Below are 25,421 nucleotides of genomic sequence, written 5' to 3' on the forward strand. Positions count from 1 at the left end.
GGAGTGAGGCGAACAATGAACGTACTTGGAATAAGCGGCAGCGTTAAACAACCGTCACGAACGGCAAGCATTGTCTCGGACATCCTGAACTCGATCGAGAGACGGGCAAGCGTCTCTGTGGACACGGTCGATCTGGCTGTGGCGGCGCCGATCCTGTTCAGGGCTCTTCGCGCAGATCAACTGGATGAGGCCGGCCGCAGGATTATTGATGCTGTGGAAGGTGCCGACGTACTTGTCGTCGGTTCGCCTGTCTACCGCGCATCCTACACCGGCGCGTTAAAGCATCTGTTCGATCTCGTCGATTTCCGTGCGCTTCAAGGCAAGCGCGTGATCCTTGCGGCAACGGGCGGTACAGCACTGCATGGCCTCATGCTGGAGCATCAGTTCAGGCCGCTGTTCGGCTTCTTTGGCGCCGTTACAGTGCCAACGACGGTCTACGCCGTTGAGGCGGATTTCACCGGATACACGCTCTCGAACCCCGTGGTTGAGGCGCGCATCGAGCGTGCCGTTGCCGAATTGATCGATCTACTGCCGGCCAGAAACCTTGTCGCCGACGATCACCGCTCGGCCCTTCGCCTCGTTTCACACGACGCGGTCGCCAACTGACATCAGAAAAGAGGAGATTTCCATGACTGAACACCACGCCGAGCCCGTGAAATTTGCCTATTGGGTGCCGAATGTGTCCGGCGGCCTCGTAATATCGAACATCGAGCAGCGCACCAGCTGGACAATTGACTACAACCGCAAGCTCGCGCAGATCGCTGAAGCGAGCGGCTTCGATTACGCGCTAAGCCAGATCCGCTTCACCGCCGGCTACGGTGCCGAATTCCAACATGAATCCGTGTCGTTCAGTCACGCTCTGCTGGAATCGACGACGACGCTCAAGGTCATCGCCGCCATTCTGCCTGGTCCGTGGAACCCCGCGCTTGCCGCCAAACAGATTGCCACGATCAATCACCTCACCAACGGTCGCGTTGCCGTTAACATCGTCAGCGGCTGGTTCCGCGGCGAGTTTCACGCCATCGGCGAGCCTTGGCTCGATCACGACGAACGCTACCGCCGTTCGGAAGAATTCATCCGGGCTCTGCGCGGCATCTGGACGGAAGACAATTTCACCTTCCGCGGCGATTTCTACCGCTTCAACAACTACTCCCTCAAGCCGAAGCCGATTGATCCGCAGCCGGAAATCTTCCAGGGCGGTTCGTCGCGTGCGGCTCGCGATATGGCGGCCCGCGTATCCGACTGGTACTTCACCAACGGCAACACGCCGGAGGAAATCGCCAAGCAGGTGAATGACATTCGCGTCAAGGCCAAGGAAAACAACCACGCGGTCAAAGTCGGCGTGAACGCTTTCGCCATCGTGCGCGAGACCGAGGAAGAGGCGAGAGCCGTGCTTGCCGAGATCATCGAAAAGGCCAATCCGGAAGCGGTCAATGCCTTCGGCCATGAGGTAAAAAATGCCGGCAAGTCTTCTCCCGAAGGCGAGGGCAACTGGGCGAAGTCCAGCTTCGAAGACCTCGTTCAGTATAATGACGGCTTCCGCTCAAACCTGATCGGCACTCCGCGGCAGGTTGCCGAACGCGTGGTGAACCTCAAACGCGCCGGCGCCGACCTTATCCTGCTGGGCTTCCTGCATTTTCAGGAAGAAGTCGAGTATTTCGGCAAGCATGTCATCCCGCTCGTGCGCGAACTGGAACAGGCGGAAATCAGCGCAGCAATCGCTGCGGAGTAATGGCGCAAATCAGACGGCAGCGGCCTTTGGCCGCCGCCTGCACCACGGGGGACCGCCTCCGTGATTGGAAACCTGTGCCCATTGGGCGGAGCATGGACTGAACGATGTCAGCATCGAGTTTTCTGGTTGCAAGCCTTGGCGCGGAGGTGGCGATCCCAACGGACATTCGCCAACACATTGCCTTGCCCAGCGAGCATGTCGGGCAAGAACGCCGCGCGGTGGACGCCGCCAAAGAACTTGTGCTGGAGCTTCGCGGTATTGACCTTTCCTTTGGAGGCGTCGTCGCTCTGGAGAATATCGACCTGGCCGTGCAGCAGGGCGAAATCCTGGGTATTATCGGGCCGAACGGCGCCGGCAAGAGTTCGCTGATTAATGTTATCTCAGGCGTCTACCGCCCGGATCGTGGCCATGTAGCGATTAATGGCAAAGCCTATCGTCCAGTGCCGACTGAGAAGCTCGCCAGTCTCGGCGTGGCGCGGACGTTCCAGAACCTCGCCTTGTTCAAGGGTCTCAGTGTTCTCGATAATGTTGCCACGGGGCGGGCTTACGCCGAGCGGGCAAATTTCCTGAGCCAGATAGCCGGTCTGCCGAGCGCTCGTCGCGAGCAGGCCGATGCCCGCGAGCGGGCAGGGCGGATCATCGATTTTCTGCATCTGACGCCCCATGTTGACCGGCTTGCCGGCACGCTGCCCTATGGATTGCAGAAGCGGGTGGAACTCGCGCGTGCGCTTGCCGCCGAGCCACGCATTCTGCTGCTTGACGAGCCCATGGCTGGCATGACGGCGACGGAGAAGAACGAACTTGCCGATTATGTGCGTCTCGCGCGTGACGAATATGCGGTCACCGTCGTTCTGATCGAGCATGACATTGGCGTGGTGATGGGTCTTTCAGATCGCATCGCGGTGCTCGACTACGGGCGCAAGATCGCCGATGGCACGCCTGCGGAAATTGCCAGCGATCATCGTGTCATCGATGCCTATCTCGGCGCTGCGCCGGAAAACGAAGACGGGGAGGGTATCTGATGGCTGCGTTTGATTGGTTGTTCTTTACCGAGGTGCTGGTCGGCGGGTTGCTCTCCGGGGTCATGTATTCCCTCGTCGCCATCGGGTTCGTGCTGATCTACAAGACATCGGGTGTCCTAAACTTTTCGCAGGGCGCGCTTCTCCTGTTCGCGGCGCTGACCTTTGTCAGCCTTGTCGAGCGTGGCGTGCCTTTTGTGGCTGCCTTTGCCATTACCTTTGCCATCATGGTCCTCATCGGTGTTGCGATCGAGCGTACGGTGCTTCGGCCGCTCACCAACAAGCCACCGATCACGCTGTTCATGGCGACGCTTGGCCTCTCCTACATCATCGAGGGAGCGGCCCAACTCCTCTGGGGTACGCAGGTTCATGGGCTTGATCTCGGTATCGAGGACATTCCCTTTGATGTTGGTGGCGTTTTCATCAGCCAGTTCGACATCTTTGCCGCAGTCGTTGCGGCTGGCATGGTGGCGGCTCTCTCGGCCTTCTTCCGCTATACCCGCATCGGCCTCGGCTTCCGCGCCGTCGCGGATGACCAGTTCGCGGCGCTTGCCGTCGGTCTCAAGCTGCCCTGGATATGGGCGAGCGTCTGGGCGGCGGCAGGCCTCGTTGCCCTGGTCGCCGGGCTGCTCTGGGGTGCGCGGCTCGGGGTGCAGTTCTCGCTGTCGCTGGTAGTGCTGAAGGCTCTGCCGGTGCTCGTTCTCGGCGGCTTCGATTCCATTCTCGGCGCGATCATCGGTGGACTGATTGTCGGCGCGTCGGAAAAGCTCGCCGAGGTCTATATCGGCGAATATTTCGGCGGCGGCATCGAGGGGTGGTTCGCCTATGTCGTGGCCCTTGCCTTCCTGCTGATCCGCCCGTCCGGGCTCTTCGGTCAAAAGCTCGTGGAAAGGGTCTAATATGTCCGCCGTTACAGCCGATCTTTCATCGTCGTTCTCCCTGCCGCGCCATGCCGGCACGGTCGCAGTGCTCGCCGTTGCTTATCTCGTCGTGCCGTTCATCGGCACCAGTTACCTCTTCGAGGCAATCCTGCTGCCGTTTCTTGCGCTCAGCCTTGCCGGGGTTGGTCTCAACCTTTTGACTGGCTATGCGGGTCAGGTCTCGCTTGGTTCGGCCGCATTCATGGCCATCGGTGCCTTTGCGGCATACAATTTCAATCTGCGTATCGATGCGCTGCCGCTTATTGTTTCGATTGTACTTGCCGGTCTTTCCGCCGCAGCAATCGGCATAGTTTTTGGCCTGCCGAGCCTGCGACTGCGCGGTTTCTACCTCGCCGTTTCGACTCTCGCGGCGCAGTTCTTCGTGCAATGGGCGTTGACGAAATTCAGCTGGTTCTCGAACGAATCCGCATCCGGCGTGATCGATGCGCCAGCGCTATCGCTGGCCGGGATTTCTTTCGAAGGGCCGATCGGGCGTTATCTCTTCGCGCTGACCATTGTCGCCGTCCTCACGTTCCTCGCCTACCGCCTGGTATCGTCGCAGACCGGCCGCAACTTCATTGCCGTGCGCGACAACGAGACCGCCGCACGCATCATCGGCATTCCGGTGCTTCGCACCAAGCTGCTCGCCTTTGCAATCTCGTCCTTCATCGTCGGGGTTGCCGGGGTAATCTGGGCTTTTGCCTATCTTCGCACGGTGGAGCCGGCCGGCTTCAATCTAGACCGCTCGTTCCAAATACTCTTCATCGTCATCATTGGCGGGCTTGCCTCGATCCGGGGTGCCTTCTTCGGCGCGGCTTTGATCGTCGTCTTTCCGCTCGTCCTCTCACGGCTTGGCTCTTTGCTATTGGGGGATGTCTTTAATTCCGGAGTGCTCGATATGACGCAGCGCATCGTTCTCGGTGCCTTGATCATACTGTTTCTGATCCTGGAACCTGATGGCCTCGTGTCATTGTGGGATCGCTTGAAGTTACGCATTACGGCTGCCGTCAGGCGGGCGTGGATTCCTCGAAGCCGGCCCTGACAGGCAAAGGCTTCCAACAAGAAAAGCTTATCAGCAACGAATTCCTGAAACCAACACGGATGGCCGAGCGCCAGCCGACAGACGGAGTGTGTCCAGATATGACCTTCTACACGAAAATGAAAGCAGCAGCCTTTGCTGCCGGCATCAGCCTCGCCGCCATCGCCTCCCCGGCCATGGCCGATGAACAGTACTTCCCCCTGCAGAGCTACCGCGTCGGGCCTTATGCAGCCGGTGGCACGGGCTTTTTCGGCGGATTCATCGATTATCTCAATCTCATCAACATCAGGGACGGCGGTATCAACGGCGTCAAGCTGACATGGTCCGAAGCCGAAACCCAGTACGAAGTTGAGCGAGGGGTCGAAGCTTATGAACGCCTGAAGAGCAATCCCGGCGTTGCGGCCTGGAACCCGCTGTCGGTCGGCATAGCCTATGCCATGATCGACCGCATCACCCAAGACAAGGTACCGCTCATTACCATCAACCACGGCCGCACGGATTCGACTGATGGCCGTGTTTTTCCCTATGTTTTCCCGCTGCTGCTCAATCCCTACAGCGAAACCTCCGGCATCGTGAACTACATTGCATCCAAGGAAGGCGGGGTTGGAGGACTGAAGGGCAAGAAGATCGTCGTGCTCTACCACGGCTCTCCCTATGGCAAGGAAACGATCCCGATCTATGACCTGCTGGCCAAGAAGTATGGCTTCGACCTTCAGCAGATCGAAGTCCCGCATCCGGGCAACGAGCAGCAGTCGCAGTGGCTGACGATCCGCCGTGCCAAGCCGGATTACGTCGTGCTGCGCGGCTGGGGCGTCATGAACCCGGTGGCGTTGAAGACCGCGGCGAAAACCGGTTTTCCGGTGGATCACATCATCGGCAATGTCTGGTCCAACTCGGAAGAGGACGTTATTCCCGCCGGCGACGCTGCCAAGGGCTACACCGCCATCACCACCCAGGCATCCGGTGCCGAATATCCGGTGGTCAAGGAAATCGTGAAAACCGTCTACGACGCCGGCAAGGGCAACCTTGATGACAAGAGCCGCATCGGCTCCGTCTATCACAATCTCGGTATCGTCAACGGTATTCTTAATGTCGAGGCGGTGCGGATCGCCCAGGAGAAATTCGGCAAGCGCACCCTGACCGGCGACGAAGTTCGCTGGGGCTTCGAGCATCTGCAGCTTGATCCAGCCCGTGTCGAGGCATTGGGCGCCAAGGATCTCTTCCACTCGATCAATGTAACCTGGGATAACCATGAGGGTAACGGCTACGTGACGTTCCAGCAGTGGGACGGCAAGAAGTGGAACGTGGTTTCCGATTGGATCGCACCGGACTGGGCCCTGCTGCGCCCGATCATCGAGAAGTCGTCCGAGGCCTATGCGGCTGAAAAGGGCATCAAGCTTCGCACGTCGGAAGATGCGAATTCCGTGACGAACTGATGTTTGCGTGGTCGGACAAGGGGATCCCCGTGTCCGGCCACAATATCCCGAAAAGCGCCAAGGAGATCGTGATGACCGATGGGAACAGGCTGCTTGCCGTGGAGGGGCTCCACGCAACCTACAATCATGCCATCACCGCATTGCATGGGGTCACTTTTTCGCTCGGACGGGGGGAAATCCTTGCCGTTCTCGGTGCGAACGGCGCTGGCAAGACGACGACGCTTAAGGCGGTTTCCAACCTCCTTCCGGCCGAACGGGGGCAGGTGCTCGCCGGTCATGTCCTGTTTGACGGTCGTGATGTCACGCGCGAAACCCCGGCAAGCCTTGTCCGTCTCGGTCTTGTGCAGGTGCTCGAAGGTCGCCATTGCTTCAAGACACTGACGGTCGAGGAAAACCTGGTCTCCGGGGGCCTTGGCCGATCCGCCACGCGCACTGAAATCGCGACCGACCTTGAGAAAATTTATACGCATTTCCCGAGACTTAAGGAAAAGCGCCGGGTGCTTTCCGGCCTCACTTCGGGCGGCGAGCAGCAGATGACGGCCATCGGCCGGGCACTGATGTCGCGGCCGCGGCTGCTTGTCCTCGACGAACCGTCAATGGGGCTGGCGCCTCTCATCGTGCAGGATATTTTCCGCACGCTGAAGCGCCTTAATCGCGAAGAAGGGCTTTCGATCCTGGTCGCTGAACAAAACTCTGCAGTCGCGCTGACCTATGCCGACCGGGCCATCATTCTGGAAAACGGCGTGAGCGTGCTGTCAGGCACGGCCGCCGAACTCAAGGCGCGCGATGACGTGAAAGCCTTCTATCTGGGCCAGAAGCCAGCCGCGCTCGTCACGCATATTCACTGAAAATCAAAGGAAAGAGGAGACATGGCATGACCATTTCCAACGTGAAGACGAAAGATGCGGCTCAAGGCGTTCCCGCCGTGCCGCGGCCGAGTGAGCCGGCACACATCATCAAGAGCGATGCCGAAGCGATCGAAGTCGCGAAGAAACTCGCCGCCGAAATTGCCCCCGGCGCAGCCATTCGCGATCGCGATCGCATCTGGCCGGTAAAGGAACTCGATGCCTTCTCGCAAAGCGGGCTCTGGTCGATTAACGTGCCGAAGAAGTTCGGCGGTCCTGAAGTCTCCTATGCGACGCTCGCCAAGGTGATCGAGATCGTCTCCGCGGCCGATTCCTCGATTGGCCAGATCGCGCAGAACCATCTCGGCGTCGTTGCCGCGATCCGGACGGTGTCTGATGAGGCTCAGCAGACGCTGCTTTTCGCAGAAGTGCTGCGCGGCACACGCTTCGGCAATGCCTTCTCCGAATTCGGTTCCAAGCGGGCGGCGGACTTCGAAACGAAGTTCGTCGATGCGGGCGACCATGTGATCGTCAACGGCCAGAAATTCTACTCCTCCGGCGCACTTCTCGCCCATCTCGTGCCCATCGTTGCGCTCGATGATGAAGGCCGCGCCTGGTATGCAATTGCCGAGCGAGACGCGCCCGGATTGACCGTCATCGACGACTGGTCATCCTTCGGACAGCGCACGACGCTCTCAGGCACTGTCATCCTGAATAACGTCAAGGTGCCGAAAACCCATCTGGTTCCCGGCTACAAGGGTTATGCGGAACCCACTGCGGATGGTGCGATTTTCCAGATTATCCAGGTCGCGGTGGATACGGGTATAGCGCAGGCGGCAATCGATGAAACCATCTCCTTCGTGCGCACCAAGAGCCGCGCATGGGTGGATAGCGGCGTAGATCATGCCTGGGATGACCCCTACACGATCCAGGCTGTCGGCGATCTGACGCTGCGACTGCATGCGGCCCAGGCGCTGCTTGAAAAAGCCGGTTATGCCATCGATCGCGCCATCCAGAGCCCGAATGCTGACACGGTCGCCGAAGCACAGATCGTGACGGCCGAGGCGAAAATTCTCTCGACAGAGATAGCCATTGCGGCGACCAACAAGCTGTTCGAACTTGCAGGCACCCGCTCCACGCTTGCAGAGCATCACCTCGATCGCCATTGGCGCAATGCCCGTACCCACACGCTGCACGATCCGGTCCGGTGGAAATATTCCATCCTCGGCAAGTATTTCCTCAATGGCGAGAAGCCGCCACTTCACGCCTGGAGCTGAGTAAACTCTGGAGCCCGGGGCGCGCAAGGCGCCCCGGTTGGCAATTGATCTTGCTACATCCGCCAGCAGTAATGAGATATAGTGACGTGATGAGACGGTGCCCCTCAAGCGCGTTTCCAATCAAGCGCCGCGTAACGAGGAGCTTTGCCGGAAACCTCGGGAACATAGAATAGTGGTGACGACGAGCCTTATGCGCAGGAAGCGGAAAACGCTTTTTAGGGCCTTCCAATCGTGCAGGGCACAGATCTCCTTGGGGAGAACGTAGAGGCAATGAATTCTCTTGTTCCCATAGCTTCTGCCCGCCTGACCGTGGCAGTTGTCGGCGGTGGCTTCACCGGCGCGGCAATGGCAATGCATCTGGTAGCGGGTAACGGATACCCGACTGATACATCCGTTGTCGTCATCGAACCTCGATCGGAGTTGGGCCGTGGCTTGGCCTATAGCGCAACCGATCCGGCGCATCGGGTCAACGTTCCCGCTGCAAGAATGACGTTGTTTCCGGATATTCCCGATGATTTCGAGCGTTATGTTGGCGGTATTTCGACCCGTGACGATGCCGAGCTCATAGGACACGATGGCTTGCCTTATCCCAAGCGGTCTGTCTTCGGCGAATACGTCTCGGCACGGATTCAACCGTTTTTGGATGACGGCCGTATCAGACACTGGCGGACCAAAGCGATCTCGGTGTCACGAAAAGGAAACCGCTATGAGATTGCGGGGTCTGACGGTACAGCGCTCATTGCGGATATAGTCGTGCTGGCCGTCAGCCATCCACCACCTTCTTTGCCTCGGGTGCTTCAGCCCTTCAAAGATGATCCCAAGCTGATTGCGGATGTCACCGTGACCAATGCGATCGACGCCGTCGAGACTGGAGATCGTGTTCTCATCGTCGGAAATGGCTTGACCTCCGCCGATGTAGTTGCCTCGCTCAAGAGACGGGGCCATGTCGGCCAGATAACATCTTTCTCTCGCAGAGGCTTGCGGTCTCGCGGCCACGGCCCCGTCGGGCAGGAGCCTTTCGGCGATTTCCTGTCTGAACCGTTCACCTCTGCAAGCAAGTTGCTCCATAAGGTTCGCCAAACGCTGCGAGAAGCAGAGGAACGGGGAATGACATGGCATAGCGTCGTGGATGCGCTGAGGGCGCAGGGGAGGGACATATGGGGAAATCTGCCTGTCATTGAGAGACGGCGCGTTGCCCGACACTTGCGGCCGGTCTGGGATGTGCATCGCTTTCGCATCGCGCCGCAAGTCGAGGCTGCTGTGGAGCAGGCGATCGCGAGCGGCCAAATGGATGTCCGGGCTGCCTCGCTTTCTTCCGTGACACGGATAGACGCCGGCTACAGGGTGACGTTGCGACCCCAGCGCGCCAAGTCTCTCGAAACGCTTGACGTCGATGCGATCGTCGTCACCACGGGCCCGGCGCATGGCGGCATTCTTCAAAGCCAAGCCATGCTTCGAGACCTTGAGCAGGCGGGCCTGTTGCAACCCTGCCCGACCGGGCTTGGCATCTTGGTTGATGCCAAGTCTAATCCCGTATCGGCTTCAGGCGAGAGCACGACTTCACTGTTTATTGCCGGGCCGCTTGCACGCGGCACTTTCGGAGAACTGATGGGGCTGCCGCAGGTTACCGAGCATGCAATCTTCGTCGCGCAGCGTGTTCGCGACCTGATCGATGAATGTGGGATTTCGCATCGCACGGGCCAGGCGGTGGAAGGCTGACGGCCCGCTGTTTCTTGAATACATTTCTTCCACTCTTTGAGAAAGCCTTGGGACGATAATTCCATCAAATTCGCCACGCTTTGCGAGGCCCTCGGGACGGTATACGGTGAAAGCATACAAACGAGCTCCTGGCTCAGGGGGAGCTCGCCCCCTGCTGCCAGCGCGCTGCCTTACGGGAGATGAGACCATGTTCACGCACATCATGATCGGAAGTAATGATCTGGAGCGGTCAAGGAACTTCTACGACGCCACGTTCGCTGCATTGGGCGGCAGGCCCGGCGAGATGGATGCGAGAGGCAGACTGATTTATGTCCACGAAGGCGGACGGCTGATGATCACGAAACCGATCGACGGCAAGGCGGCGACCGTTGCCAATGGCGGGACAATCGGAATCGCCGCCCTGAGCCGCGAGCATGTTGTGGCGTGGCACGACGCCGGTGTTATGCACGGCGGCACATCGATCGAGAGCCCGCCGAATGAGCGCCCGAACGGGGCCTTCGTCGCTTATCTTCGTGATCCGGACGGACATAAACTGAGCGCACGGTCTCAGCCGACAAAGTAACGCAGCGCCAATAGCTGCTGGTATTCTCACAGCTGTTGTGGGTTGGTCTTTCTGCATAACTTTTGCAGCCGGATCCACCACATTAATCGCAACATTACGCTCAACATCCACGCATCTTGGAACCTACCATCGGCGGATTAAGACGGGCAAAGCCCTCCTGACGATGATAGGGGAAATGCGGATATGGCGGCGTCAAGACGCTCGCATTGTCCAGGAGAGCAATCTGATCATCGGTGAGATGCCAACCAACCGCTCCGAGGTTCTGCCGGAGCTGCTCTTCGTTTCGCGCTCCCATGATAATGGAAGACACCGTGGGCCGGCCTGTAAGCCAGTTGAGCGCCACTTGCGCAACTGTTTTGTCGACCTGTCTTGCAACGTCTTCAAGGGCATCAACGACGCGGTAGAGATGCTCCTCATCGACCGGAGGACCAAAGCTTGCGGTTTCGTGAAGACGACTGCTCTCCGGCAGGGGAGCGCCGCGCCTGATCTTTCCCGTCAGCCGCCCCCAGCCAAGCGGACTCCAGACGAGTGCTCCAAGGCCTTGATCCATACCCAGTGGCATCAGATCCCACTCGTAGTCTCGGCCGAGAAGGGAATAGTAAACCTGATTGGCAATGTAGCGAGGCCATCCGTACGCGTCGGCAACCGCCAGCGACTTCATGATTTCCCATCCCGAAAAGTTCGAAATGCCGACGTAGCGGACCTTTCCCGCCCGAACGAGCATATCAAGGGTCGACAAGACTTCTTCGACGGGTGTCCGGGCGTCGTAGGCATGAAGTTGCAGGATGTCTATATAGTCCGTCCGAAGCCGGCGTAGTGCGTCTTCGACCGATCTGATCAAGCGAAACCTGGAGGAACCCGCATCGTTCGGCCCTTCTCCCATAGGAAGGCTGGTCTTCGTCGATATCAGCACGGTCTCGCGACGACCTTCCAGCGCTGCACCCAGCACCTCCTCCGATGCACCGTTCGAGTAGACATCTGCGGTATCGAACAGATTAACGCCTGCTTCAACGCAGATATCGATAAGTCGCCTTGCCTCGGTGACATCGGTCGTGCCCCACGCACTGAAAAGGGGACCTGCCCCTCCAAACGTGCCTGCACCAAAGCTCAGGACCGAGACTTTGAGGCCTGATCGGCCAAGAGAACGATATTCCATCTGGTCTTCCTTTCTTGAGAAATGGAAGCGACTTGCGCCACCTGATGGGGAAGAGATAGGAGATCCGGCTTTCGTGATATAGATTGCGGGCGGGAACAACATTTGTGAAATCAGGGACCAGATGGCTCGAGCGGAAGTCAATCGATCCGGAGAAATGGAAGTCTTCGTGCAGGTTGTCGAGCGCGGTGGCTTCTCGTCAGCTGCTCGCAGCGTCGGAATGACGCCGTCGGCGGTGAGCAAACTGGTCGCGAGACTGGAGGCGCGGCTGGGTACCCGTCTCATCAATCGCTCGACGCGCGTGTTCAAGTTGACTTCGGAAGGCTGCGTCTTTTTCGAGCGCGCCACGCGTATCCTGGCAGACATCGAAGATGCCGAGCGGATCGCCAGTGCGGGTGAGGTGCCCAGTGGCCGCCTCCGCCTGAGTACCAGCGCCTCCTATGCCACCCATGTCCTCGCCGGCATACTCCCGGAATTCCTGGAGCGATATCCTGCGATTACCGTCGATATCGTACAAAGCGACCTTGTCGTCGATCTGCTTGAGGAGCGAATGGACGTTGCTGTTCGAGCAGGCCCGCTTAAAAGTTCGAGCCTCGTCGCGCGTAGGCTTGGCGATACTGCAATGACGATCGTCGCTGCTCCCTGCTATGTCGACCGGCGTGGCCTGCCCCGGACTATCGAGGAGCTTGAAAGGCATGACAGGCTGGGCCTTGGTTACACCCGCTCGATGGATGGCTGGCCGTTAATATCGGCAGGCGCGACGATTTTTGCCCCAGTCGTCGCCCGTGTCCAGGCCAATGACGGTGAGGCACTGCGCCAACTGGTACTCGCTGGAAATGGAATTGCCCGCCTCGCCAACTTCACGATACGCGATGATTTGAGGGCCGGCCGACTGGTGCCGGTGCTCGACGAGTATAATCCTGGGGACCGGGAGGAGTTTCATGCCATTCATATCGGGCAGGGGGGCCCGCTGCCTTCCAGAGTGCGCGCTCTTCTTGATTTCCTGGCCAAACAAGGCAAAGTTACATAGCAGAGAAACCCGCCTATCGGGGAGGATACCCTCGCCCGAACTCGAGTCGACGTCTCGCGTTAGGTTTCAAGCACCGGCATGTTTGTCCCGCGCCATTGAGCTAAAATGAACTTGATCTGCTCGTGGAGCGCAAAAAATCAGATCTAAAGCGCGTCAAATCCAAAGGAAAAATCCTGGCCGTCCCGCTCCCTTATGCGGCAAAAGCCGAAGGTCTTTTCATGTAAACGCGCAGTCGTGACAAGATATAACTCCTTGCGATCCTGCGTAAAATAGACCGCCTCGTCCCTGCCAACGAGGCAGTCTGTGTTGCGGCGTCAAAACGGACTGACGCTGACGCTACGCGGATTTCAGCCCCACCAGAACCCGACGATCTGTCGCCAATTCCCAATGCCTTCAAATAAGAAATTGCGCACTTTAAAAACAGGCTTGATTGTTTGTAAGTTTAGTGCAGATTTGAGTTATGCCCGGAATGCGGCAGTAAAAACAAATGCACAAAAAGTAGTCGGAACGACACGAGGGAACTGATGGTAACTGGGAAGGAGCTGCAGCAGCCGGCTCGGCGTAAGCGCACGCAAAGTGAGCGGTCTGAGGATACGCGCAAGGCCATTTTCGATGCGACGATTAATCTCCTGTACAAAACGGGTTTCAACAAGACGTCCACTCCCGAAATTGCCCGCAGGGCGGGTGTGTCTCGCGGCGCGCTAACCCATCATTTTAGCAGCAAGGAAGACCTTGTCATCGGCGCTGTTGCCGATGACCTGACCAGCGTCAATCGGCGGCTGGCAGACTTTGCTGAGGCGTTCGGATCCGGCAGCGGCTCGACCGACGAGATCGTCGATTATCTCTGGAAGACGATGTTCGACCGACTGTTCTATGTCACGCTCGAATACCTTCCGGAAGCGCGCCACAATACCGGTTTTCGCAACGGACTCATTCCGGTCGTGCAGGAGTTCCATGACAGGCTGGACGATATCTGGACGGCGCTTGCGACTTATCGCAACGTCGATCCGGCCAGCGTGCGCATCGTCATGAACGCAACCATGTGCCTGATCCGCGGCATGATTGCCCAGACGGTGCTGCGACCGGCGGACCCGACCTATTACGAAAACCTTCTGACGTTCTGGAAACAACAGGTGAGGGCTTATTTTGCAACGCTTGCCGATGATGCGGAGCGCCAGCCATGAAGCCTCTTCTTCAGGTAAAAAATCTCGAGCGCGCTTTTTACGGAGTGCGGGTTCTGAACGGCGTCGACATCGAGGTGATCGACGGGTCGATTACCGGGCTGATCGGGCCGAATGGTGCCGGGAAATCGACGTTTTTTAATTGCATTTCCGGTCTCTACATGCCTGACAGCGGCTCCGTGACCTTTGCGGGCGTCGACATAACCCGCCTCAGCCCGCAGGAAAGAGTGTCGACGGGCCTGGTGCGCACTTTTCAGCTTGCCCGTGGTTTTCCCAAACTCAGCGTTTTCCAGCACCTGATGCTTTATGGTCAGGATCATCCGGGCGAAGGCCTGTTTGCCAGCATCACCGGCAGCGCGGCCGGCAAGCGGCGCGAAGAGCAGCTTGCCGAGGAAGCCATCTCGATTGCCCGCCGGTTGCGCCTCACCCACGTTCTGGACAATCCGGTCACTGCCCTTTCGGGCGGGCAAAAAAAACTGGTGGAAATAGGCCGTGCGCTGATGGCGAAGCCCCGGCTCGTGCTGCTTGACGAGCCGATGGCGGGCGTCAACCCGACGTTGACGGCGGAGATTGCCGATCACTTGCGCAGCCTCAATGCCGAGGGTGTCACAATCTGCCTCATCGAACATGACATGAAGCTGATTGGCAGCCTTTGCGACCCGGTCATCGTCATGGCGGAAGGGCGCAAATTGACCGAGGGCAGTTTCGATACCGTCGTCGCCGACGAGCGGGTTCAGGAAGCATATCTGGGCGGAAGGCATTGACGATGTTGAAGGCAGAAGGCCTGGTGGCCGGTTACGGGGCCGCCGAGGAAATTCTCAAAGGCGCTTCGGTCGAGGTGCATGCGGGCGAGATCGTTACAATCATCGGCCCCAACGGCGCGGGGAAATCAACCCTGCTAAAGGCGATCGCCGGGCTGGTTCCGCTGAAAGGCGGCAGCGTGGTGATGAATGGCGCGGATTTGACCAGAAAAGATGCGTTGGGCAGATCGAAAGCCGGCCTCGCCTTTGTGATGCAGGAAAAAAACGTTTTTGGTACCATGTCGGTGGCGGAAAATCTCGAGATCGCCAGCTTCGGTAATCCTTCCGGCATGTCGCAAAGGCGCGAGAGCGTCTATGGTCGTTATCCCATCCTTGCTGACAAGCGCAAAGCGCTTGCGCGTACACTGTCCGGTGGCCAGCGGCAATTGCTGGCAATGGGAATGGGCCTGATGACCGAGCCGAAGCTTTTGCTGCTGGACGAGCCGACGGCCGGGCTTTCCCCGAAGGCGGCTGAAGAGCTGTTTGAGGCTATCATCGAACTGAACCAGTCCGGGCTGCCCGTGCTGATGGTCGAGCAGCACGCTCTTGAGGCGCTCGAAATATCCACACGCGGCTACGTCATCGTCACCGGTCGCAACGCCGCCACCGGCGGCGGCCCGGAACTCGCCGCCGACCCCGAAATCCGTCGCCTGTTTCTGGGTGGCTGACATCGAATTGCCTGACATTCATTATTAAAAAAAAGGGAACAACGCATGAGCAGCTTTAAAATCAATCGTCGTGGTTTCATGGGCAGCGTCGCTGGTCTGGCCGCAACCGGCCTGTTGCCGCAGGGCGTTCTGGCGCAGACAGGCCCGATCCGGCTTGGCGCGCTGACGCCGTTGACCGGTTCCGGCGGTCCATACGGCCCGGTCATGGTCAAGGCCATCCAGGCTGTTGCCGCCGAGGTCAACAATGCAGGCGGTGTCCTCGGTCGTCAGATCGAAATCATTTCCGAAGACGACCAGACCAACCCCGAGGCGGGGGTGCGCGCCGCCCGCAAACTGGTGGATGTCGACAAGGTTTCGGCGATCCTCGGCACATGGGCATCCTCCGTCACCACAGCCGTTGCGCCGATCTGCTGGGAATCCGGTACATTGCTTGCCACCGTATCGGGTGCCGACGCCATCACCGCGCTGCCGCACCAAGGTTACATCATCCGCACCCAGCCGACGACCATTCTTCAGGGCCGCAAATTCGGCGAATTCGCCGTCGAACAGGGCGTGAAGAAGCTATTCTTCTTCTCGCCACAGACGCCGTTTGCCGAAAGCCAGTTTACCAACATAACCGCCGCCGTGACAGCAGCGGGCGGTGAAACCAAATCGATGATCTATGACGACAAGAAGCCCTCCTATCGCAGTGAGGTCGACGAGATGCTCGCCTATGAGCCTGACGTCATCGTGCTTGGCGGTTACGCAGCCGATACAACCGTTCTGCTGAAGGACATCTACCGCTCCGGCTACGAAGGCAAAAAAATCGCCTTCGCCTATTCGGTGAACCAGAAGCTGATCGACAGTGTCCCGGCGGAAATAGTGGAAGGCATCTACACAATTGCGCCTTCACCCGCGCAGTCGTCCACCGCTTACAAGCGGCTTGTGTCGCTGATCGGCGTCGAAAATCCCGATCCCTACACAACGCAGGTCTATGACCAGACCAATCTCGTCATCATGGCGATGGCAAAGGCTGGCGCAGCGGATGGAAAATCCATTCGCGACGCCATCCGCTCGGTCTCCCAGGGCAAGGACGGCGAAGTCGTGGATAACGCGCTCGATGGCCTAAAGCTGATCGCCGCCGGCAAGGCCGTCAATTACGAGGGCGCCTCCGGCCCCTGTGACTTTACCGACACCGGTGACATTTCCGACAGCCAGTTCCGCTACGAACAGGTGGAAGACGGCAAGCTCAAGCTGCTGAAAATCGCGTGAGGCATTGATGACAACCCTCGCTCAGGCAATACTCAACGGGATGATGACGGGAATGCTCATCGCTATTCCCGCCCTTGGCCTCACGGCGATCTTTGCCGTGCTGCGTTATGTCAACTTTGCCATAGGGGCCTATGCCACGGTTGGCGCCTTTGCAGCCTGGTATGTCAATACCAGGCTGGGGCTTGGTGTGTTTCCATCGGCGCTCGTCGCCTTCGTGGCGGGCGGGATCGTCGGTCTTGTGGCAGAGCAGACGGCGCTCGCAAGGCTTCGGCCATCGGGCGCCCTGGCCGTGGCCATCGCCTCTATTGCCGTCAATCTCATTCTCGAAAATGTCATCCGCTTCATTTTCGGCAATGATCTTCAGGGCTTCGATCTGCCTGTCGCACGCGACTGGCGTTTTTCCGGCCTGCGCCTCGGCCCGCAGCAGCTGCAGACGGCGGCGATCGCCATTGCCATCATGGCGGCGGTGTTTCTCTTCCTGCGGTTCACACGCTTCGGCAAAGCCATGCGGGCAGTGGCAGATAATCCCGATCTCGGCAGATTGCTGGGCATGGATCCCTCGCGCATCGCCATGATCACCGTTGCTCTCGGTGCAGGGCTGGCGGGCGTTGGCGGTGTGCTGCTCGGCCTCGATACGGCCATCGATCCGATGACCGGCTCGCGCCTGCTCTTGTCCATCTTCGCCGCCGCCGTGCTGGGCGGGCTCGGCTCGATCCCCGGCGCCGTCGTCGGCGCGGTGATGATCGGCATCGGCGAGGAACTGGCCGTTCTCGTGCTGCCCGCCACCTATCGTTCCGCCGTCGGTTTCGCGACAATCCTGCTTATCCTGTCGCTGCGGCCTGCGGGAATACTGGGTGAAAGGAACACCTGATGCTGTCATATCTGCTTTTCACGCTCACGCTGGGCGGCATTTACGGTCTGCTGGCGCTCAGCCTCAATCTCATCTGGGGTGGCGTGGGCATGGTCAATCTGGGGCTTGCCGGCTTTTTCGCCGTGGGTGCTTATGTTTCGGCACTGGTGGCGATAGCGGGGGTTCCGCTACCGCTGGCAATGCTGCTCGCCTGCGTCATCGGCGCGCTGGCAGGCGTCATCGCCACCTTTGCAACCATTCGCCTGCGCGGCGACTATCTCGCCATCGTCACGCTCGGCTTTGCGGAAGTGGTGCGCATGGTCGCGCTGAACGAACGCTGGCTTACCCGCGGTTCCGACGGCATTTCCGGCATTCCGGCACCCTTCCGGGCCGAACTCGGCATAGACGGTTTCAACCTGTTCTATCTCGCGCTCGTCAGCGTCATCGTTCTCATCGTCTTCTTCGCCATGCGACGCATCGATGGATCGCCCTTCGGGCGTGTTCTCAAAGCTATCCGCGAGGACCAGGAACTGGCGACATTCGCGGGCAAATATGTGACCCGCTTCAAGATCCAGACCTTCGCGCTTTCCGCGGCGATCGCCGGACTTGCGGGCGCACTCTACGGACATTTCCAGACTTATATCTCGCCCGACCACTTCCAGCCGCTGATTACCATTTACATCTTTCTGGCTGTCACCGCAGGCGGTGTCGGCCGGCCGCTCGGCGCGCTGGCCGGCGCTTACCTCGTCGTATTCTTCCTTGAGGCGACACGCTTCCTTGGAGAAATCTTTCCCGGCCTCCAGCCTGGACAAGTCGCCGCCGTGCGCGAAATTCTCGTTGGACTGGCGCTTCTGGGCGTGCTGCATCTTCGCCCGCAGGGTCTTTTGCCCGAACGTATCGCCCCCGCACCCAAAACGGAGACATCACCTTGACCGACCTTCTCGCGGCTCTTTCAAGCCCCGGACAGCCGCAAACGCTGTATAGGGCGCTGGAAAAACACCTCTCGGAAACCATCGGCTTCGGCCTCTTCACTCTCCTCTACCGGGACGGTCAGGAGGTCGCCCGTGTTTATTCGACCAACGAAGAGGCTTACCCCGTCTTCGGCCGCAAACAGATGGGGCCAACGCCTTGGGGTGAAAAGGTAATAGATCGCCAGGAGGCATTTCTGGGTCCCGACAGAGAAGCCATCATCTGGGCCTTTTACGATCACGACCTGATTTTCAGCCTCGGACTTGGCGCGGTCATCAATATTCCCGTCGTTTACGATGGCGAGACAATCGGCACCATGAACCTGCTCGACAAAAGCGGCGCTTACACGCAGGAGCATCTGCGCCAGGCGCAGGCCGTGGCGCCGCTTCTCATCCCCGCCTATCTGGAAGCGCGTCGTCGCTGATACTTTCCCAGGAATGAACCTATGACTGCTATTATTTTCGAAAATGCCCGCATCGTCGATGGCACCGCCGACCGCCCGTCCGAACCCGTTCAGGTTCTGGTTGAGGGCGGTTCCATCCGCGAGGTGGAAAAGAACATTGCCTCTGCCTCGGCGCAGCGCATCGACCTTTCCGGCAAGACGCTGATGCCAGGCCTGATCGATGCTCACGTTCACGTCGTTGCCTCAACCGCCGATCTCGGCCAGAATGGCATGCTGCCAGATGCGGTGGTGACGGTGCGCGCCTTCAAAATCATGGGCGAGATGCTGGCGCGAGGGTTTACTACCGTTCGCGATGTTGGCGGTGCAACCTCCGGTCTCGTGGCCGCAACCCTTGAGGCCGCATGGCCCACACCACGCCTGAACATTTCCGGCAAGGCGCTGGCCCAGACGGGCGGCCACTGTGATTATCGCGGTCCTTATAATGACGACCAGACGCGCACACGCGGCTTTGCGCTCGGTGCGTTGGGCCGCATCTGTGACGGCGTGCCGGACGTGCGAAAAGCGGCGCGCGAAGAACTGAAGAGTGGCGCGAACTTCATCAAGATCATGGCCAATGGCGGCGTATCTTCGCCCACGGATCCCATTCATTTCCTCGGTTTTTCCCGCGAAGAAATACTTGCCGTGGTTGAGGAAGCTGAAAATGCCGGAACCTATGTTTCGGCACATCTCTATACTGACCAGGCCATTCGCCGCGCGGTGGAATGCGGTGTTCACTCGCTCGAACATTGCAACCTCATCGGCAGCGAAACGGCAAAATTCGCCGCCGAAAAAGGTGCTTTCGCCGTCCCGACGCTTGTTACCTATGACAAATTGTCCAGCGAAGGCGCCGCCATGGGGCTGCCTGCCGCCTCCATCGCAAAGGTAGATGACGTGCGTCTGGCAGGCATGGAATCGCTGACCATCATGCGTGAGGCCGGGCTGCAAATGGCCTATGGCAGCGATCTGCTTGGCGGCATGCATGTTTATCAGTCGGAAGAATTCGTTATTCGCGGGCGTGTCCTGCCAGCAGTAGAGGTTATCGCATCGGCAACGCATATCGCAGCCCGCCTGTTGCGCATGGAAGGCAAAATCGGCGCAGTTTCGCCGGGGGCTTATGCCGACCTGATTGTGGTCGACGGCAACCCTCTCGAGGATCTCACATTGCTGACCCATCAGGGCGCATATATGCCAATGATCATGAAGGCTGGTGTCTTCATCAAGCGCTGATTGCCTGTTGCCGACTTCAGCTGACATTCTGTACGCCCGACCAAGGCCGGGCGTCTAACAGTCCGGGGTCTTGCGCGCCCGATAAGCCGCGAGGGCTTCGCGTCATTCAGCCGAGCGCTTGCGAGCTCGGCTCGCGATTGCCGCTGCGAAATGCGCGCTGGCTTCGTCGTCCAGAACTATGACCGCACCTAAGACACGCGCAAAAATCGGCAGGCCGCGTCTTCGACCGCGACGGCTAACAAGGGATCGTGGGGGCGACACCCAGTCGGAAGCAATCTCGTCGGACATTATTTGATACCGAACCCCAGGCGACGCAATGTCTGGCTCAGTTCCGCGCGACCCTTCAGGGCATCGGTGTCCTTGACGCGCTGTGCAATGGGCGCTGTCCAGCCATTTTGTGGCAGGCCCTGTTTTTCCTGAAACGTCTTAAGCACCGCGTCATAGGAATCGAGATCATCCCGTGCGGCCTCCGAATAGGTTTCATGAAACAGGATGGAAGATTGTGGCAGGCGCGGTTTGACGTCAGTCTTCACGTTCGGGTCGGGATAGCCCACAGTAAGGCCAAAGACGGCAACCGTCTCGGCGGGCAGGTTCAGTTCGCGGGATACGTCTTCCGGTCTGTTGCGAATACCGCCAACGTAGCAGGAACCAAGACCGAGTGAATCGATAGCGGCAACAGCGTTCTGCGCAGCCAGTGCCGCATCGATGGCACCGATTAGGAAGCTTTCCAGGTAATCCAGCCCTTCTGCGTTGTTGCCATGGTTTGAAGCGACCGTTCGCAGCCGCTTGAGGTCTATTAGCCAGACGAGGAAAACAGGTGCATCCTTAATATGGGCGTTGCCGCCCGTGAAACCCGCCAGTCGTGCCTTGCGCTCCTTGTCCTGCACCGCCACCACACTCCACGCCTGAAGATTGGATGATGTCGGGGCAGATTGCGCGGCTGCGACCAGAAGTTCCAGGCTGCCCTCCGGCAGAGCCTTCGGCAAATAGGCGCGAGCGGTACGGTGGTTCAGCAAGGCGTCGATCGTATCATTCCAGAAAGGCGGAGAAAAATCGGCCTGCGTTCCGTAACGAGCCTCGACGCGCTGCTGTGGGATTTCCGGTTTGGTGATCGGTCTGGACAGGGTCATCGGGTGAAACTCCATAAAGTTGGGCGCGGGAGGATGGGCTTGAGGTGCGGATTAGAAGAGCTGCGAAATACCCGCCATTTGATATGCCTCGCCAAGGTATCTGCCGAGCAATGTCCTTCTCATTTGCGATTTTTCAATGAAACAACATTTCCGCAGGAGGTCTGAAACGACCGTCGGCAAGATTTATTCGCATTTCACCATGGGTTCCAGAGACGCAACGAAGATCCAGATCAATGCCGTAATCCAGCGCAAGTTTTGGTGCCCCGTTCCCTATGTATCGGAATAAAATTCCGCAAGTAACGATTTCTTTGGGCGACAGGAAGAATTTTCTTCTTAGTAATGCGCTGCTTTGCCCTGATGCTTTCCTCATCGAAACGACGTTTTCAAACGGGGATTTTCATGACGATAGGACGCCGCCAGTTCAACAAAATGCTTCTTCTGGCAACGGCAGGAACGGCCCTGCCGGGTTCGGTATTCGCCGCAAGTGGCGATGCGAGCCGGCCCGTCTCCGGCGGCACGCTTAAGCTGCTCTATCGTGTCGATCCCGGCAACGCACTTTTCGCCATCAACACATCGTCAGGCACGGGGCAGGCGATCGGCCCGAAGATCGTTGAAGGTCTTCTGACATTCGATTTCGACCTCAATCCGCAGCCGTTGTTGGCAACGGAATGGTCCGTTTCCGACGATCATCTGCGCTATACGTTCAAACTCAGGCCCAACGTGAAATGGCATGACGGCAAAGATTTTACATCGGAAGACGTTGCCTTTTCGATTTTCCGCCTCAAGGAGGCGCATCCGCGAGGCCGCATCACGTACCAGAACGTTCAGGCGGTGGAGACGCCGGATCCCCTCACTGCCATTATCGTTCTGTCCAAACCGGCACCGTTTCTGATTGCTGCGCAATCGAGTTCGGAATCGCCTATCGTGCCGAAGCATATTTTCGAAAAGCTGAAGCCGGCCGATGGCCAGACGCTTCAGACCGCTGTCGGCACCGGCCCCTTCAAACTGACTGAATGGACGCCGGGGAGCCATCTGATCTTCGATCGAAATCCCGATTATTGGGATCCGGGCAAACCTTATCTCGACCGTATCATCCTTCGCATCATCACCGACCCGGCCGCACGGGCCGTGGCGCTGGAAACGGGTGAAGTCGATCTTGGCGACAACCCCGTGCCGCTGGCGGATCTCGAACGGCTGAAGCAGAACCCCGATCTCGTTCTGGATACGAACACCTATGCCTATGCGGGTCCGCAGCAGCAGTTGTTCTTCAATTACGATAACGAAATCTTCCGCAAGAAAGATGTGCGTCTCGCCATTGCGAAGGCGATCAACCTCGATGAAATCGTCAATGTGGCGCTCTTCGGTTATGCGCAGATATCACCCAGCCCCGTCAGCACGGCCCTTCCCAACTGGTATGATGCTTCGGTCAAGGCATATGCCTACGACCCGAAAGAAGCGGAAAAGTTACTCGATGCGGCGGGATATCCGCGCAAGAAGGACGGCAAGCGTTTTCCCGTGCGGTTGACCTACAATTCGTATCTGACGCCGGGCTATGCCGATGTTCTTCGCAGCCAGCTCGAAAAGATCGGGATTGCCGTCGAAATCCGCAAATACGACCTGCCGACCTATCTGAAAACTGTCTACACGGACCGTGCCTTCGATCTGGTGGTGGAATCCCTCTCCAACACCTTCGACCCGTCGCTCGGCATACAGCGTGCCTATTAGAGCAAGAATTTCAAGATCGGGCTGCCTTTTTCCAATGCGGCAAACTACGCCAATCCAGAGGCGGATGCGCTTCTTGAGGCGGCCGCCATCGAACCGGATCCCAAGAAGCGCTGGGTAACCTGGAGCAGGTTCCAGCATCTCATTCATGACGACGTCGCCTCCGTCGATCTTGTTGCAGCGGGAAGTCAGATCGTGGCGCACAGGCGCGTCAGGAACTACGTCACCGGCGCGCAAGGGCTGAACTGGAGTTTCGGCGACCTATGGCTCGATCCGACAGCTTGAAACCAGATGTGAAAAACCAGAATTTGTCAGGAGGATATGCGATGTCCGTACATGCTGTAACCAAATACCGCCTCATCGAGTGGCTGAGAGATGGCAAGGAACTTGCCGTTCTCGACATTCGCTCCGCAGGGGAGGTGGGGTATGCTTCGCCGCTGTTTGCGACCAACCTTCCGGGTGAAAGGCTGGATGCCGAAATCGACCGCTTCATTCCGCGCCCTGCCGTGCGGACGGTTCTTGTTGATGACGGGGAGGGCAGTGCCGAGCGGGCGGCGGAACGGCTTGCCGCCAAAGGATGGAGCGATATTCATTTTCTCCGCGGTGGAATCCCGGCGTGGAACGAGGGCGGCCTAGACGCCCTGCCGACATTCGATATTCCCGGCGTTCCTTTCGCCCAAAAGGTGAGAAGTGAAAAGAAAACGCCAGTGGTTTTCGCCCGTGAACTGAAGGCGTGGCAGGAAGCCGGCAAGGATGTTGTCATCATCGACACCCGCACAATAGCGGAATATGAAAGGGCGCACGTGCCGGGCGCCATCGGCGTACCCGGTGCCGAACTTCTGCTGCGGTTTTCCGACCTCGTGCCATCACCCGACACAAGGGTTGTCGTTTCCTGCGCGGGCCTTCCGCGCGCTATCCTCGGGGCGCAGACATTGATCGACGCCGGTGTTGAAAACAATGTCAGCTATTTGCACGATGGGACGCGCGGCTGGACAGATGACGGGTTTGAACTGGAAACGGGGCGTTTACGGATCTATGCGCTTGCCAGTGACGCCGCGAAAGATGCCGCAAGGGCGCGCCTGGAAACACTCTCCCACAATGACAAACTGCTGTTTATCGATCGGGCAACAGCCGAAACGTGGCGGCGTGACACGACCCGAACGACTTATTTTCTCGACGTTCGAACGCCGGAAGAGTTCACGGCGTCCCATCTGCAAGGTTCGATTTCGTCGGAAGGCGGGCAGCTTCTTGGTGTTGCCTATCGCACAATTGCCGTGCGCGGAGCGCGGGTCATTCTCGTGGACGACCTGCTTGGCGCACGCGCCAGGGTCGTGGCGCATTGGCTGCAACGTCGCGGTTTCGAAATCGCTCTTCATCTGCACGACTTCGAACAGGGTGTCGAAGCGGCAGCCGCTTAGGCCGACTTGATTTTCGCCAACGTTTATTGAGACAGGAATTCGCCAGGCCGGAAAGATAGCCGGCACGCTGGTTATGGCAGACGAACAGCCTCGATAAAGCTGCCCAGTATTTCTGTCTCCAGACGGATCCAATCATGAAGCGCGATGTTGCAAGCATCCAGCAAACCATAGCGCGCTAGGAGTAACGGATGAGCTTCCAACACTTCGACCCTTCGGGGATGCGGTCGTCTCAGGAGATCGGTTAAGGATGTGATATTGGGTTGTTCCTGCCGGGGATGGAAAGCTCCCTTGGCGTTCGCCATGCAGTCTAGTAGAGCAACTATCACGATATTGACGAGCCACACCGGGTCAAACATATACGCCAGAACTGGCGGATCGACCTCCARAAGAAGGCGATTTTAAACCGTATGAAACACAAGTCGCTCTATATTTGGCTGCTGATGCTAGCTGTCCCTGTGTCGGTTCTGATAGCAGCTCAAGTCGATACAAGTTCTGCACCATCAATTGGCGGGGGAGGCTACGACCTTGGTCCGTTTGTGTATTCCTGGTTATTGATAATTTTCACAGCACTCTGGTCTCTGTGCGCTTTTGTGGCAGCGCTGCTTAAGAAAGACCGAGCTCCCTCTTTTCGCGCATTCGGCCTGGCAGGCTTTGGTGTTCTCGTCTTCACTGTAATGATGCTTTTTTACGGAGAAAACCTTTCATAACTGCTCGTCCTGAAAGCGCTTCGATGGTCTGGATCGGGAGAATGCCCCAGGGTGACGCCTTATAGAACCACTCACCGTTTGCACCTGCGCGTATCGCTTAGGTCCAGTCAGGATTGAAAGAACATCGCCTTTTCGACAAATTAAGTTCCATAATATATSTTATGCAATTTCTGTGTGTAGCCGCAAAGTTAAAGTGTCCTGTTTCTGCAAAGTTGGAATGTCACACTCCCCGGGTCTGATTGACGTCTGGGAGATTGCAGATGGGATTGATTACGATGAGCGAGCGCGATCTGCAGCGGATCGAGGTTTTGTCGAAAGTCATGG

General features: G+C 58.4%; 23 protein-coding genes and 1 pseudogene. 22 read left to right on the top strand and 2 right to left on the bottom strand.

The window, feature by feature from the left end; genetic code table 11:
• Positions 1-15 precede the first annotated feature (15 nt).
• The 10 genes from msuE to AB4Z23_RS26235 all read left to right on the top strand — a co-directional run bounded on the left by msuE (position 16) and on the right by AB4Z23_RS26235 (position 10,549).
• Complete coding sequence (msuE, locus tag AB4Z23_RS26190; protein WP_162706823.1) at positions 16-606, top strand: FMN reductase; 591 nt, start codon at positions 16-18, stop codon at positions 604-606.
• Positions 607-628: 22 nt separating this feature from the next.
• Positions 629-1,732, top strand: coding sequence for a dimethylsulfone monooxygenase SfnG (gene sfnG / locus AB4Z23_RS26195; RefSeq protein WP_019567191.1), 1,104 nt, complete (start codon positions 629-631; stop codon positions 1,730-1,732).
• A 104-nt stretch (positions 1,733-1,836) separates the two neighbouring features.
• Positions 1,837-2,754: an ABC transporter ATP-binding protein gene (locus tag AB4Z23_RS26200; RefSeq protein WP_112651846.1), complete on the top strand. Its 918-nt coding sequence runs from the start codon at positions 1,837-1,839 to the stop codon at positions 2,752-2,754.
• Entirely contained in the window at positions 2,754-3,650 is an 897-nt protein-coding gene (locus AB4Z23_RS26205) for a branched-chain amino acid ABC transporter permease (protein ID WP_112651844.1), read from the top strand. The genes AB4Z23_RS26200 and AB4Z23_RS26205 overlap by 1 nt, the downstream gene beginning before the upstream one ends.
• Before the next feature lies 1 nt (position 3,651).
• Positions 3,652-4,713, top strand: coding sequence for a branched-chain amino acid ABC transporter permease (locus tag AB4Z23_RS26210; protein WP_441361046.1), 1,062 nt, complete (start codon positions 3,652-3,654; stop codon positions 4,711-4,713).
• A gap of 98 nt (positions 4,714-4,811) precedes the next feature.
• Positions 4,812-6,146, top strand: coding sequence for an ABC transporter substrate-binding protein (locus AB4Z23_RS26215; protein WP_162686789.1), 1,335 nt, complete (start codon positions 4,812-4,814; stop codon positions 6,144-6,146).
• Positions 6,147-6,217: 71 nt separating this feature from the next.
• On the top strand, positions 6,218-6,994 hold the full coding sequence (locus AB4Z23_RS26220; RefSeq protein ID WP_112651864.1) for an ABC transporter ATP-binding protein: 777 nt from the start codon (positions 6,218-6,220) through the stop codon (positions 6,992-6,994).
• A 26-nt stretch (positions 6,995-7,020) separates the two neighbouring features.
• Complete coding sequence (locus AB4Z23_RS26225) at positions 7,021-8,268, top strand: SfnB family sulfur acquisition oxidoreductase (RefSeq protein ID WP_112651840.1); 1,248 nt, start codon at positions 7,021-7,023, stop codon at positions 8,266-8,268.
• Between the two features lie 270 nt (positions 8,269-8,538).
• Positions 8,539-9,987, top strand: coding sequence for an FAD/NAD(P)-binding protein (locus AB4Z23_RS26230; protein WP_112651838.1), 1,449 nt, complete (start codon positions 8,539-8,541; stop codon positions 9,985-9,987).
• 187 nt (positions 9,988-10,174) lie between these two features.
• Positions 10,175-10,549, top strand: a complete 375-nt coding sequence (locus AB4Z23_RS26235) for a VOC family protein (protein ID WP_112651836.1) — start codon at positions 10,175-10,177, stop codon at positions 10,547-10,549.
• Positions 10,550-10,649: 100 nt separating this feature from the next.
• On the opposite strand, the gene AB4Z23_RS26240 is transcribed toward AB4Z23_RS26235, so the two are convergent.
• The gene (locus tag AB4Z23_RS26240; RefSeq protein ID WP_112651834.1) at positions 10,650-11,705 is read right to left on the bottom strand and encodes an aldo/keto reductase; all 1,056 of its coding nucleotides are present in this window, start codon (positions 11,703-11,705) and stop codon (positions 10,650-10,652) included.
• A 121-nt stretch (positions 11,706-11,826) separates the two neighbouring features.
• On the opposite strand from AB4Z23_RS26240, the gene AB4Z23_RS26245 reads away from it, so the two are divergent.
• From AB4Z23_RS26245 to AB4Z23_RS26285, 9 genes are all read left to right on the top strand, one after another.
• Positions 11,827-12,732, top strand: coding sequence for a LysR family transcriptional regulator (locus AB4Z23_RS26245; RefSeq protein WP_112651827.1), 906 nt, complete (start codon positions 11,827-11,829; stop codon positions 12,730-12,732).
• 524 nt (positions 12,733-13,256) lie between these two features.
• A complete protein-coding gene (locus tag AB4Z23_RS26250; RefSeq protein ID WP_060641948.1) occupies positions 13,257-13,916 on the top strand; it encodes a TetR/AcrR family transcriptional regulator in 660 nt (219 codons plus the stop codon).
• Positions 13,913-14,677: an ABC transporter ATP-binding protein gene (locus AB4Z23_RS26255; RefSeq protein ID WP_025591729.1), complete on the top strand. Its 765-nt coding sequence runs from the start codon at positions 13,913-13,915 to the stop codon at positions 14,675-14,677. The genes AB4Z23_RS26250 and AB4Z23_RS26255 overlap by 4 nt, the downstream gene beginning before the upstream one ends.
• A 2-nt stretch (positions 14,678-14,679) precedes the next feature.
• Positions 14,680-15,381, top strand: a complete 702-nt coding sequence (locus AB4Z23_RS26260; protein WP_081307479.1) for an ABC transporter ATP-binding protein — start codon at positions 14,680-14,682, stop codon at positions 15,379-15,381.
• Between the two features lie 45 nt (positions 15,382-15,426).
• Positions 15,427-16,632: an ABC transporter substrate-binding protein gene (locus AB4Z23_RS26265; protein ID WP_060641949.1), complete on the top strand. Its 1,206-nt coding sequence runs from the start codon at positions 15,427-15,429 to the stop codon at positions 16,630-16,632.
• A gap of 7 nt (positions 16,633-16,639) precedes the next feature.
• Positions 16,640-17,503: a branched-chain amino acid ABC transporter permease gene (locus AB4Z23_RS26270; RefSeq protein ID WP_019567206.1), complete on the top strand. Its 864-nt coding sequence runs from the start codon at positions 16,640-16,642 to the stop codon at positions 17,501-17,503.
• Entirely contained in the window at positions 17,503-18,414 is a 912-nt protein-coding gene (locus AB4Z23_RS26275) for a branched-chain amino acid ABC transporter permease (RefSeq protein ID WP_019567207.1), read from the top strand. Before AB4Z23_RS26270 ends, AB4Z23_RS26275 begins: the two co-directional genes overlap by 1 nt.
• Positions 18,411-18,875 carry a GAF domain-containing protein gene (locus AB4Z23_RS26280; RefSeq protein ID WP_003519305.1) on the top strand — a complete coding sequence of 155 codons (465 nt, stop codon included), beginning with the start codon at positions 18,411-18,413 and terminating at the stop codon, positions 18,873-18,875. Before AB4Z23_RS26275 ends, AB4Z23_RS26280 begins: the two co-directional genes overlap by 4 nt.
• A gap of 21 nt (positions 18,876-18,896) precedes the next feature.
• Entirely contained in the window at positions 18,897-20,120 is a 1,224-nt protein-coding gene (locus AB4Z23_RS26285; RefSeq protein ID WP_112651825.1) for an amidohydrolase family protein, read from the top strand.
• A 287-nt stretch (positions 20,121-20,407) separates the two neighbouring features.
• Here AB4Z23_RS26285 and AB4Z23_RS26290 read toward each other — a convergent pair whose 3' ends face one another.
• A complete protein-coding gene (locus tag AB4Z23_RS26290; RefSeq protein WP_112651823.1) occupies positions 20,408-21,250 on the bottom strand; it encodes an NADPH-dependent oxidoreductase in 843 nt (280 codons plus the stop codon).
• Positions 21,251-21,649: 399 nt separating this feature from the next.
• Between AB4Z23_RS26290 and AB4Z23_RS26295 the strand changes: the two are divergent.
• From AB4Z23_RS26295 to AB4Z23_RS26305, 3 genes and pseudogenes are all read left to right on the top strand, one after another.
• Positions 21,650-23,257: pseudogene (locus tag AB4Z23_RS26295) on the top strand (ABC transporter substrate-binding protein).
• 41 nt (positions 23,258-23,298) lie between these two features.
• Entirely contained in the window at positions 23,299-24,390 is a 1,092-nt protein-coding gene (locus AB4Z23_RS26300) for a rhodanese-like domain-containing protein (RefSeq protein WP_441361047.1), read from the top strand.
• Positions 24,391-24,797: 407 nt separating this feature from the next.
• The gene (locus tag AB4Z23_RS26305; RefSeq protein ID WP_112402036.1) at positions 24,798-25,097 is read left to right on the top strand and encodes a hypothetical protein; all 300 of its coding nucleotides are present in this window, start codon (positions 24,798-24,800) and stop codon (positions 25,095-25,097) included.
• The last annotated feature ends 324 nt before the right edge of the window (positions 25,098-25,421 follow it).

This window comes from Agrobacterium sp. MCAB5 (assembly GCF_052114365.1).
Classification (GTDB): Bacteria; Pseudomonadota; Alphaproteobacteria; order Rhizobiales; family Rhizobiaceae; genus Agrobacterium; species Agrobacterium tumefaciens.

Coding starts and splice junctions, on each gene's coding strand:
- msuE (WP_162706823.1), top strand. CDS start 16: ATGAACGTACTTGGAATAAGCGGCAGCGTTAAACAACCGTCACGAACG.
- sfnG (WP_019567191.1), top strand. CDS start 629: ATGACTGAACACCACGCCGAGCCCGTGAAATTTGCCTATTGGGTGCCG.
- AB4Z23_RS26200 (WP_112651846.1), top strand. CDS start 1,837: ATGTCAGCATCGAGTTTTCTGGTTGCAAGCCTTGGCGCGGAGGTGGCG.
- AB4Z23_RS26205 (WP_112651844.1), top strand. CDS start 2,754: ATGGCTGCGTTTGATTGGTTGTTCTTTACCGAGGTGCTGGTCGGCGGG.
- AB4Z23_RS26210 (WP_441361046.1), top strand. CDS start 3,652: ATGTCCGCCGTTACAGCCGATCTTTCATCGTCGTTCTCCCTGCCGCGC.
- AB4Z23_RS26215 (WP_162686789.1), top strand. CDS start 4,812: ATGACCTTCTACACGAAAATGAAAGCAGCAGCCTTTGCTGCCGGCATC.
- AB4Z23_RS26220 (WP_112651864.1), top strand. CDS start 6,218: ATGACCGATGGGAACAGGCTGCTTGCCGTGGAGGGGCTCCACGCAACC.
- AB4Z23_RS26225 (WP_112651840.1), top strand. CDS start 7,021: ATGACCATTTCCAACGTGAAGACGAAAGATGCGGCTCAAGGCGTTCCC.
- AB4Z23_RS26230 (WP_112651838.1), top strand. CDS start 8,539: ATGAATTCTCTTGTTCCCATAGCTTCTGCCCGCCTGACCGTGGCAGTT.
- AB4Z23_RS26235 (WP_112651836.1), top strand. CDS start 10,175: ATGTTCACGCACATCATGATCGGAAGTAATGATCTGGAGCGGTCAAGG.
- AB4Z23_RS26240 (WP_112651834.1), bottom strand. CDS start 11,705: ATGGAATATCGTTCTCTTGGCCGATCAGGCCTCAAAGTCTCGGTCCTG.
- AB4Z23_RS26245 (WP_112651827.1), top strand. CDS start 11,827: ATGGCTCGAGCGGAAGTCAATCGATCCGGAGAAATGGAAGTCTTCGTG.
- AB4Z23_RS26250 (WP_060641948.1), top strand. CDS start 13,257: ATGGTAACTGGGAAGGAGCTGCAGCAGCCGGCTCGGCGTAAGCGCACG.
- AB4Z23_RS26255 (WP_025591729.1), top strand. CDS start 13,913: ATGAAGCCTCTTCTTCAGGTAAAAAATCTCGAGCGCGCTTTTTACGGA.
- AB4Z23_RS26260 (WP_081307479.1), top strand. CDS start 14,680: ATGTTGAAGGCAGAAGGCCTGGTGGCCGGTTACGGGGCCGCCGAGGAA.
- AB4Z23_RS26265 (WP_060641949.1), top strand. CDS start 15,427: ATGAGCAGCTTTAAAATCAATCGTCGTGGTTTCATGGGCAGCGTCGCT.
- AB4Z23_RS26270 (WP_019567206.1), top strand. CDS start 16,640: ATGACAACCCTCGCTCAGGCAATACTCAACGGGATGATGACGGGAATG.
- AB4Z23_RS26275 (WP_019567207.1), top strand. CDS start 17,503: ATGCTGTCATATCTGCTTTTCACGCTCACGCTGGGCGGCATTTACGGT.
- AB4Z23_RS26285 (WP_112651825.1), top strand. CDS start 18,897: ATGACTGCTATTATTTTCGAAAATGCCCGCATCGTCGATGGCACCGCC.
- AB4Z23_RS26290 (WP_112651823.1), bottom strand. CDS start 21,250: ATGACCCTGTCCAGACCGATCACCAAACCGGAAATCCCACAGCAGCGC.
- AB4Z23_RS26300 (WP_441361047.1), top strand. CDS start 23,299: ATGTCCGTACATGCTGTAACCAAATACCGCCTCATCGAGTGGCTGAGA.
- AB4Z23_RS26305 (WP_112402036.1), top strand. CDS start 24,798: ATGAAACACAAGTCGCTCTATATTTGGCTGCTGATGCTAGCTGTCCCT.